An 8,482-nucleotide genomic window follows, 5' to 3' on the forward strand; every position below is an offset into this window, starting at 1 on the left:
GAAGTCGTGATTTAACGGGGACGATACAATATTGTGGCGGGAAATCGGGAGGTTAGCAAAAGGTATGCGTGCGGAAAAAGGCCGGGCAGTACCCGGCCTGAATGCTTAACTCTCGCTATGAATATTTAATGCCCGGCGCGTACGCCCTGAACTCAAATACTCCGCAATATAATCCTGGGATATCTCGCCGTTATAGCGTCCGTCCTCGTCCACAATCGGCATCCAGCTGGTGTTGCTCTCATACAGGCGAGAAAGCACCACGCGCAGGTTATCCTCGGCCTTACCGGTCATACGGAACGGATGCAGAATATCCCCGCAGCTGCCGCTGGCGTTACGCGCTTCGCGGCGCTTCACAAAGCCGAGCGGTTTGCCGTGCTCATCAACCACGGTAATGGCGCGAATATCGTTGTCATCCATGGTGGCGAAGGCCTCCGGCAGCGGCGTCGATTCGCGTACCGTAATGGTAGGCTGCTGGTCGGTGACGTCGCCCGCCGATACCAGCAGCAGGCGTTTCAACGTCCGGTCCTGACCAACAAACGAGCCAACAAACTCATTCGCGGGTTTCGCCAGCAGCTCGTCCGGGCTGGCGCACTGCACGATACGCCCCTGACGGAAGACGGCAATACGGTCGCCCAGCTTCAGCGCTTCGTCAATATCGTGGCTCACCAGCATCACGGTCTTTTTCAGCTTGCGCTGCATCTCAAGGAATTGGTTCTGGATCACCTCACGGTTGATCGGGTCGACTGCACCGAACGGTTCATCCATCAGCAGGACCGGAGGATCGGCTGCCAGCGCGCGGATGACGCCGATACGCTGCTGCTGCCCGCCGGACATTTCGCGCGGATAGCGGTGAAGGAATTTATGCGGATCCATTGCCACCATATCCATCAGCTCTTCGGCACGGGATTTACAGCGTGCCTTGTCCCAGCCCAGCATGCGCGGCACGACGGTAATGTTCTCTTCGATGGTCATGTTCGGGAACAGGCCAATCTGCTGGATCACGTAGCCAATGTTGCGGCGCAGGGTCACGGTGTCCATTCCGCTGGTGTCTTCGCCGTTAATCAGGATTGTCCCGCTACTTGGCGTAATGAGACGGTTGATCATCTTCAGGGTAGTGGTTTTCCCGCAGCCGGACGGGCCGAGCAGCACGCACATTTCCCCTTCAGGCACGTTCAGGTTGACGTTGTCGACGGCCTTAAACGTCTGGCCGTGTTTCTGTGAAAATTGTTTGGTGAGGTTTTCCAGTTTTATCATTATCGAATCCCCTTCGGAGTCAGTACCACCTGCAAACGGTGCAGCAACCAGTCGAGCACAATCGCTAAAAGACAAATCATCAGCGCGCCCGCAATCAACATACGAATATCACTCCCGCCAATACCGTTAAGCAGCAGCAGGCCCAGACCGCCCGCGCCGATCACGGCGGCAATCGCCATGACGCCGATGTTCATTACCACGGCGGTGCGGATGCCGCCAAAAATCACCGGCAGCGCCATCGGGATTTCCACCCAGCGCAGACGCTGCCAGAAGGTCATGCCGATGCCGCGTCCCGCTTCTCGCAGGCCGGGGGGCAGGCTGTCGAGCGCCGTATGGGTGTTACGCACAATCGGCAGCAGCGAATAGAGGAACACCGCAGTAATCGCGGGCAGGGCGCCAATGCCCTGACCGATCAGCGAAAAGAGCGGGATCATCAGGCCGAAAAGCGCAATTGACGGGATGGTGAGCACAATGGTGGCAATCCCCAGCACCGGCGTTGCCAGCCATTTATGGCGGACAATTAAAATGCCCAGCGGCACGCCAATAATAATCGCCAGGCCGACGGCGAGTGCCACCAGCCACAGGTGTTGCAGCGTCAGGGTTAAGAGATAGTCCCAGTTGTCGAGAATATAGTGAATTGTCTCCATAGCGCCTCCTACAGCAACTGTTTGCTACGCAGGAAATCACGGGCGACCTGCTGCGGTGACTGATGGTCGATATCCACCTTCTTATTCAGGTCGGTGATAACGTCGTTATTGAGCTGGGCTGAGAGGGTGTTCAGCGCCTCCTCCAGCCCCGGGTTAGCCTCCAGCGTGTCTTTTCGAACAACTGGCGTCACGGCATAACTCGGGAAGAAGCCTTTATCGTCTTCCAGCACTTTAAGATCGAAGCCCTTTACGCGCCCGTCGGTGGTGTAGATCAGCCCCGCATCGACAAACCCGTCGCGCACCGCGTTATAGACCAGTCCCGGATCCATCTGGCGGATCTGCGGGCGGTCCAGCTCCATCTTGTAGGCCGCCTGCAACGGTTTCATCCCGTCGCTGCGCCCGGCAAATTCCAGGTCAAGGCCCAGCAGCCAGTTGTTATCCGGATCGGTTTTACGGATCTGCTCAATCTTTGCCACCATCTCAGACATGGTATTGATATGTTCAGCCTCGGCGCGCTTGCGCTGCATGGCAAAGGCATAGGTATTGTTCATATCGGCAGGTTTAAGCCACACCAGACCGTGCTTCGCGTCGAGGCGTTTCACCGTCTCGTATGACTCCTGTGGCGACATGCGTTTGTTGATGTGGTTGAAGATGATCAGCGACGTGCCGGTGTACTCCCAGGTCATATCAATCTGCCTGTTGATCATCGCGTTACGGGAAATCACCGTTGCAATATTGGTCTGCGGCTGCACCTGAAACCCTTTCTTTTGCAGATACTGCACGGTCATGGCCGAGAGAATGTGCTGCTCGGTAAAGCTCTTGGTTGCCAGGATCAGCGGCGCGGCGAGCGCCTGGCTGGTGAAGAGCGCGGCGGCGCATAGCGCCGTCAGGCCGGAAAACAGTCTCATAGAAGCTCCTTGTTATAATTATCGCGCGAGATGCGGGCTCAGTAGTCGACCCAGTGCCGCCAGCAGCGTATCCAGAATCAGGGCGAACAGGGCGGTGGCCGCCGCGCCCAGGATCAGCGTCGGAAAGTCATTCAGATAGATCCCAGGGAAAATCAGCTCGCCGTAGCTGCTGGCGCCAATCAGGAATGCCAGCGGTGCGGTACCGACGTTAATCGCAGTGGCAATGCGAATACCAGAAAGCATCACCGGCCACGCGTTAGGGATCTCAACCTGACGCAGGCGCTGCCATTTGGTCATGCCGATACCGTTTGCCGCTTCCAGCAACGACGCGGGAACAGAGCACAGCCCGGCATAGGTGTTACGCACAATCGGCAGCAGAGAGGCCAGAAAGAGGGCGATAATGGCCGGTTTATCACCGATGCCAATCACCACCATCGCCAGCGCCAGAACGGCCAGCGGCGGCAGGGTGTTACCCACGTTAAAGATTTGCATCACATATTCGGCGATACCACGCGCGGCTGGACGGCTCAGCAAAATACCGCTTGGAATGCCCACCAGCAGGGCAAAGAACATTGATGAAAAGACCAGAATCAGGTGCTGTTGCCCGAGGTAGATCAGGTCAACCTGGCGCGCCTTAATCGTCTCCAGTCCAATTCCCCAGGTGAGGAGAGCGAGAACCACGATAATCGCGCCGACAAAAAGCAGCGAACGTTTAAGTAATGGGTGCATTGCGGTGTGTCTCCCTGTGCGCATGCGTTATAGCAACCACCGGTTGCCTGTTGTTATGCCATGTTTCGGCAGGGGTTCTTCACCTATAGCAAGCGAAACGGAAGGGTTCCAGCGAAGGGGGTAAAACAGTAACCCTATGAAATTAGTGACAACCTGGGTGAAGCCTTATGGCATAAGGGCTGTCAGTGGGCAGGCAGAATAGTCTTAAAGAAGCACGCCTTACGTGACAATGTCACGTAAGGCGTGCTGATTAAACCTGTCGACTAAGCGCGGCGCGCACTTTTCGTACCCGCCACGAGATGCGGACGATAGAGAAGGCGGCGACGACTACCAGCAGCAGGCCCAGCGCCAGCATCGCGTGGAATCCAAACTCTCTGAACAGGATCAGCCCCGCGATACCTCCGCTGATAAAGGAGAAAAGGGTAGTTAAATGGGTTTTGAGCTGACTCTTTTGCGCGGCCGTATCTTTGGAATAATCCCGGCGCATCATGGCGACCATAACGGAGGCCAGCGAAATGCCCGCATCGGTCAGCGTGCCGGTGATGTGTGTGGATCTTACCCGTCCACCGGATAGCTGAGTGGAGGTGGAATTATGAATTCCCATCAACCCGCACAGGAAAATAATAATCTCCTGATTCGTGGCAAAGGAGTGAAAATACATTTCGTACAGGGATACCCCTGCCAGTAATAGCCCTTCAACAAACAGAACCTGGCTGAATACCAGCCTGATGTTATGGATAATCCCCCAGATAACAATAATCCGCGCAGCGATGGCACCTGAGACAAACGAAAGAATAATGGTGCCGAAGAAAAGAATATCGCTGAGATCGGTGGAGGAAACTTCGCTGGATAGCTGCGAGGTATTGCCCGTCATATGCGAGGGAAAAAAGCCGAACGCGCCCAGCGCAATGGCATTCAGCAGTCCCGCGGAGGTCGCCAGCCAGAGGGCAAGACGACGATCCTCCTGATGCGTTCGTTCTTTCTTTAATTTAATCAGCAAAGAATACCTCCGGTTTGAGCTTTGCCTGAACGCTCAAGCTAACAAAGCGATGTCGCTGGCTGACCAGGATATTGCTTAATTATTATTTCAACGGGAGGAGTGCGAGGTTTTGTAATTAAATAAAATAACCTTGTTAATATAATGCTTTATTGCTGATGACGCGAGCAGACTGGCGGGCATAAATACCGGCCCAGTATGCATGCTCGCTGGAGCGGGATGGGATTTGATTCAGTGTAGACATAGGTGTAATTCACAACGACGAGAAGAGAAGCCAGCATCTGGTCGCCGCTGTTCCTGGGAATGTACAGATCGCCAGCCAGGGTGATCCCGTATCGGTTCTCGAACGTCACCTTGCGGTGGTCGACTTTATCGCTCTCGGCGAAGGTCTTATCTCAGGTTGTCACCATCGAAACGCGGGCGTCAGGATTTCGTGTTTCTTACTAATTCATTGTTTTAACTCAACTTAATGATGCGCATAGCAGCACGGCGGACAGTTTGGTGAATATTTTCATTCTACGCTGGCGTCCGGCTGGGGCCGGATGATTGCCGTGCGCATCACGCCCGATATGGAGATGGCTGTGGTTGCCGCTCCGGCGCATTTTCGGCGCTATGGTTTTCCGCAGACGCCCGCCGATCTGGATGCTCATCCCTGCATTGCCTACCAGTTCGCCGACGGTAACCACTATCAATGGGAGCTTGTGCAGGATGGGAAGCGAGTGACTCACCGCCCGGAGGGGCAATGGGCCTTTTCCGACAGCTACATGGAGGCCGAAGCGGCCCGGCTGGGACTCGGGCTGGCCTATGTCCCGGTTGAGCTGGTGGCTGACGATCTGGAGCGTGGCACGCTTATACGCGTCTTACAGCGCTACAGCCTGCGGATGGACGGACTGTACCTCTATTATCCACACCGCAACGTATCCCCGGCGCTGAGAGCGGTGATTGATACGCTGAAAATTTAGGGTGCCTCTTCGCTACGGTCTATACAGCCCCTGCGTTTGTGATACGCTACTATTTTATATAGCGCAGCTCAACTAAGGCTCTGAAATGACAAAAATAACGCCAGAATATACGGTAGTTGACTTATCACGTTGGGCAAGAAAGGAACACTTTGAAGTATTTCAGGGCTTTGCTCAATCTACATTTAACCAAACGGTTCAGCTGGACATTACCGTGCTGCTAAAGCATATCAAAGAGGTTGGCTGGAAATTTTATCCTGCGATTATTTCCCTTATTTCTCACGTCGTAAACCGGCATCCGGAATTCCGTATGGCCATGAAGGATAATGAGCTTGTAATATGGAATGAGGTGCATCCCAGCTATACCCTTTTCCATAAAGAGACGGAGACGTTTTCATCATTATGGAGTCACTTCGACGGGAATATTCATCACTTTCAGAACGTTTATGCAGAAGACGTTTCTCGCTATGGTGATAATCTTGCCTACTGGCCCAAAGAAGAGTCCCGGGAGAATATATTTTTCATATCTGATATTCCGTGGGTCAGTTTTAGCAGTTTTAACGTCAACGTCGCTAACATGCGGAATTTTTTTGCGCCCATGTTCACGTTTGGAAAATACTATAACCAGGATGAAAAAGTCTTGTTGCCTTTCGCCGTTCAGGTCCATCATTCTGTTTGTGATGGCTTCCATGTAGCCAGGATGATCAACGAGTTGCAAGAGTTATGTGATAATTTACCACACCATTCAGAGGCGCCGAACGTGTGATTCACGTGTTTTTAACATACGTCTGACGAGAGGAAATGCTGTAACCAAATTTTACGCCAGAACAGATTAAAATGTTCAATCGCATTGTTTTCGAGAAGATCGAAATAATGCATGATGAAGCCGCGAGCCGTTTCCGGCCCGCGGCGGCATGACAGGTGATGAGTCGTTCTGACGATCAGGCGGCTTTGACGGCCCGGATTTTTTTGCTGCTATCCGCATCTGATGCTGTTTTATCCGTTGCAGCATTGAGCTCGGGAAGCTTGCTGGTACGCAGGATATGCTGCACGGACTCTTTCTGCTCGGCGAGATACAGACCAAGGTTCTCCGCCTGCGTTTCATCCATCTGCATTCCGCTTTGCAACAGCCAGTCAGTGAACGCTTCTGCCATATCGAGCAGTTTGTCGTGAGCGTCAGCCTCTTTCTTACTGGCAAAAGTCATTTTCTCTTCACCTTTTCTTACGACAACAAATTTTGTTTCAACAGCCATTGTGCACCCCCATATACTGTAATTATATACAGTATAACAGTTGTGACGTTGTGTTGCAGCAAAAATGTGCGAGCCTGGCCTGCACAACGGGTGGACAAGCCAGGTGCTGTTATCGGTACAGCGTTTTTTCGGCAATCGGGATCAGCAAAGTGGACTGCCATTCCGCCAGCGTCAGCTGGGCAAGTTTACCCAGCGCGGTGTAGAACGGATGGGCCGCGTTTTCAACGAATACGCTAAGGAAACGCGTGCTCCATGGCAGCAGATGCCAGGCCAGAAGCTGGTCGCGTTCTGTTTCGCGACCGTTCTCGGCAAGCCATGCCGCCAGCATCAGCAACGTTCCGAAATGATCTTCAGGCTCATTCTGCTGCATCTCAAAGGCGATATGGTTTTCACGCATCCACTGACGCAACGCGAGGGTCGAATCGCCAAACAGCACTGACTCGCGATCAAGCCAGACCGAGCCCCACGGAGGGGCGGGCAGGGCATACGGGCCAATAAACAGACGCTGCCAGGCGTCTTTCAACGCTTCATCCGATGGGGTCTTAAACATACTGGCGACAGGCAGCAGGTTTTCCTCCGCCAGCGGCCAATCCTGAACCCAGTCACCTGCGGTCAGGGCACTCACCAGCGGCGCGGTCTGCTCGCTGTCTGGGGCGAAATAAAACAGCGCGCCCAGTACCCGGGCGCTGAACGCGAACGATTCGCGGTGTGAGACATCATTCATTACAACTTTCCTTACTTGCGCGCGGGTAGCCCCGCGCACCTGTGTTAACCTGCAATTGCTAACCCTGCGGTCATATGCAGACCATAAAATAGCCCACGGCCAATCAGTTCACCCAGCGCCACCAGAACGACACCTGCAAACAGGCCGAGCGTTTTTGGCTCCTGACGACGAATAAGCGGGCAGATCCAGCAGCCTAAACCCGCCGCCAGCAACGCGATGCGCCATACCTGAAGCGAACCATAATCTGGCAGCAGGGCGCTGGCCTGCTGGATGGAACTCTGTATCGTCCCCAGCGTATTGCTTTGCAACACGACGACCGCCACGCAGACGATAATTGCCAGTACGCTGACAGACGCGGCAAGAGTACCTTTGAATGTCACGTTTGCGACGCGTAGCAGCAGCGCGGCCAGCAGAGGACCAGCAAGGACCATCGTCAGGAAGAAGCTCAGCGTGGTGTAACCCGTATACCAGGTCGGGACAGTCTCTATCTGATAGACCCGGGTCATCGCCCAGACAAAAACGATACCCAGAAGCTGGCTGACAACCAGCCAGATTTTGCCCAAAGCTGGAGGCATTTTACCGATAACCGACACCAGCCACCAGAAACCGCCCACGGCAAAGAAGATCGAACCCGCCGCGATCTCATTACTCAGCGCTGACGCGCCCACGCGGTTAAGCGAGTTGAAGGCACGCAGCGGGGAGCCAAGATGCAGCACCGAAGCCATAAACCCAATACCCATTACCAGCCAGAGAAAAAACAGGCTGCGCACGATGCGCATTCTGGCCTTGTCATCATTTTCCTTAAGCCAGACGAAGCCCATCACGATTAACGCGCCGGCCACGCACTGCCCGAAAACGGTGAAGATCACCAGCGGCCATTCATGCCATCCACTTCCCATCTCACACCTCCTTCGGGTTTGCCAGGTAGCCGGTGGTGTCACCCGTCGGACGGCTGTTGGCGTTAGGTTTAATCACAATACTCGGCTTTGTGAAGTGCGCAGACGGCAGCGG

General features: G+C 54.3%; 9 protein-coding genes and 3 pseudogenes. 2 read left to right on the forward strand and 10 right to left on the reverse strand.

The annotated features are described in order from the left end of the window. Positions 1-105 precede the first annotated feature (105 nt). The 6 genes and pseudogenes from osmV to ACOTZD_RS20180 form a co-directional block, all read right to left on the reverse strand. Positions 106-1,254, reverse strand: a complete 1,149-nt coding sequence (gene osmV, locus ACOTZD_RS20155) for an osmoprotectant ABC transporter ATP-binding protein OsmV (RefSeq protein WP_003857446.1) — start codon at positions 1,252-1,254, stop codon at positions 106-108. Then, entirely contained in the window at positions 1,254-1,901 is a 648-nt protein-coding gene (gene osmW / locus ACOTZD_RS20160) for an osmoprotectant ABC transporter permease OsmW (RefSeq protein ID WP_006808875.1), read from the reverse strand. Before osmW ends, osmV begins: the two co-directional genes overlap by 1 nt. Before the next feature lie 8 nt (positions 1,902-1,909). Continuing rightward, a complete protein-coding gene (osmX, locus tag ACOTZD_RS20165; protein ID WP_023324570.1) occupies positions 1,910-2,809 on the reverse strand; it encodes an osmoprotectant ABC transporter substrate-binding protein OsmX in 900 nt (299 codons plus the stop codon). A gap of 18 nt (positions 2,810-2,827) precedes the next feature. Then, the gene (gene osmY, locus ACOTZD_RS20170; RefSeq protein ID WP_003857442.1) at positions 2,828-3,538 is read right to left on the reverse strand and encodes an osmoprotectant ABC transporter permease OsmY; all 711 of its coding nucleotides are present in this window, start codon (positions 3,536-3,538) and stop codon (positions 2,828-2,830) included. 250 nt (positions 3,539-3,788) lie between these two features. Beyond that, positions 3,789-4,538: a YoaK family protein gene (locus tag ACOTZD_RS20175; protein ID WP_060580353.1), complete on the reverse strand. Its 750-nt coding sequence runs from the start codon at positions 4,536-4,538 to the stop codon at positions 3,789-3,791. Between the two features lie 292 nt (positions 4,539-4,830). After that, positions 4,831-4,987 (reverse strand): annotated as a pseudogene (locus ACOTZD_RS20180) (alpha/beta hydrolase); the annotation flags it as partial. A gap of 62 nt (positions 4,988-5,049) precedes the next feature. Between ACOTZD_RS20180 and ACOTZD_RS20185 the strand changes: the two are divergent. Further along, positions 5,050-5,497: pseudogene (locus ACOTZD_RS20185) on the forward strand (LysR substrate-binding domain-containing protein); the annotation flags it as partial. 85 nt (positions 5,498-5,582) lie between these two features. Beyond that, entirely contained in the window at positions 5,583-6,260 is a 678-nt protein-coding gene (gene catA / locus ACOTZD_RS20190; protein ID WP_022651054.1) for a type A chloramphenicol O-acetyltransferase, read from the forward strand. A gap of 175 nt (positions 6,261-6,435) precedes the next feature. Here catA and ACOTZD_RS20195 read toward each other — a convergent pair whose 3' ends face one another. From ACOTZD_RS20195 to ACOTZD_RS20210, 4 genes and pseudogenes are all read right to left on the reverse strand, one after another. After that, positions 6,436-6,747: a YebG family protein gene (locus ACOTZD_RS20195; protein ID WP_032634159.1), complete on the reverse strand. Its 312-nt coding sequence runs from the start codon at positions 6,745-6,747 to the stop codon at positions 6,436-6,438. 109 nt (positions 6,748-6,856) lie between these two features. After that, positions 6,857-7,471, reverse strand: a complete 615-nt coding sequence (gene dmsD, locus ACOTZD_RS20200; protein ID WP_015570619.1) for a Tat proofreading chaperone DmsD — start codon at positions 7,469-7,471, stop codon at positions 6,857-6,859. 44 nt (positions 7,472-7,515) lie between these two features. Continuing rightward, the gene (locus tag ACOTZD_RS20205) at positions 7,516-8,370 is read right to left on the reverse strand and encodes a dimethyl sulfoxide reductase anchor subunit family protein (protein WP_045343453.1); all 855 of its coding nucleotides are present in this window, start codon (positions 8,368-8,370) and stop codon (positions 7,516-7,518) included. Between the two features lies 1 nt (position 8,371). Further along, positions 8,372-8,482: pseudogene (locus ACOTZD_RS20210) on the reverse strand (dimethyl sulfoxide reductase subunit B); the annotation flags it as partial.

This window comes from Enterobacter cloacae complex sp. SHL022 (assembly GCF_049237785.1).
GTDB lineage: Bacteria > Pseudomonadota > Gammaproteobacteria > Enterobacterales > Enterobacteriaceae > Enterobacter > Enterobacter hormaechei_C.

Bases quoted from the DNA above. Each gene is read 5' to 3' on its own strand.
- osmV (WP_003857446.1), bottom strand. From the start codon at position 1,254: ATGATAAAACTGGAAAACCTCACCAAACAATTTTCACAGAAACACGGC.
- osmW (WP_006808875.1), bottom strand. From the start codon at position 1,901: ATGGAGACAATTCACTATATTCTCGACAACTGGGACTATCTCTTAACC.
- osmX (WP_023324570.1), bottom strand. From the start codon at position 2,809: ATGAGACTGTTTTCCGGCCTGACGGCGCTATGCGCCGCCGCGCTCTTC.
- osmY (WP_003857442.1), bottom strand. From the start codon at position 3,538: ATGCACCCATTACTTAAACGTTCGCTGCTTTTTGTCGGCGCGATTATC.
- catA (WP_022651054.1), top strand. From the start codon at position 5,583: ATGACAAAAATAACGCCAGAATATACGGTAGTTGACTTATCACGTTGG.
- ACOTZD_RS20195 (WP_032634159.1), bottom strand. From the start codon at position 6,747: ATGGCTGTTGAAACAAAATTTGTTGTCGTAAGAAAAGGTGAAGAGAAA.
- dmsD (WP_015570619.1), bottom strand. From the start codon at position 7,471: ATGAATGATGTCTCACACCGCGAATCGTTCGCGTTCAGCGCCCGGGTA.
- ACOTZD_RS20205 (WP_045343453.1), bottom strand. From the start codon at position 8,370: ATGGGAAGTGGATGGCATGAATGGCCGCTGGTGATCTTCACCGTTTTC.